The organism is Streptomyces misionensis, assembly GCF_007896895.1.
In the GTDB taxonomy this organism is placed as follows: Bacteria; Actinomycetota; Actinomycetes; order Streptomycetales; family Streptomycetaceae; genus Streptomyces; species Streptomyces misionensis_A.
Map to the genome: position 1 here is coordinate 22,896 of NZ_VOGW01000058.1, position 436 is coordinate 23,331.

The following is a 436-nucleotide window of genomic DNA, read 5'->3' on the forward strand; positions in this document are numbered from 1 at the left end:
CGGATACCGTCTCGAAGCCACCGAGGACGACGTCGACCTGTACGTCTTCGAACGCCTCACCCGCACCGGCACCGAGGCACTCACCGGCGGCGACCCGGAGACCGCCCACCGGACCCTCACCGCCGCGCTCGCCCTCTGGCACGGCCCCGCGCTCGCCGATCTCCCCGACCGCACGGCCGCCGCCCGCCCCGAGGCGCTGCGCCTGGAGGCCACCCGCGCCCGTGCCGCCGCCGCCCTCGCGCTGGGCCGCGCCCGGGACGTCGTACCCGAGCTGCGCGAACTGACCGCGGCCCACCCCTACGACGAGCCGCTGCACGCCCTCCTCATCCGCGCCCTGCGCGACGCCGGCCGTCCCGCCGACGCCCTCGCGGCCTACGAGTCGGCGCGCCGCACCCTCGCCGACACCCTCGGCACCGACCCGGGCGAGGAACTGCGC

General features: G+C 78.2%; 1 protein-coding gene. It reads left to right on the forward strand.

Features of this window, described 5'->3' with window-relative positions:
• Positions 1 to 436, forward strand: a 436-nt coding sequence (locus FRZ03_RS10600) for an AfsR/SARP family transcriptional regulator (protein WP_146464910.1), incomplete at both ends; no start/stop codon positions are given.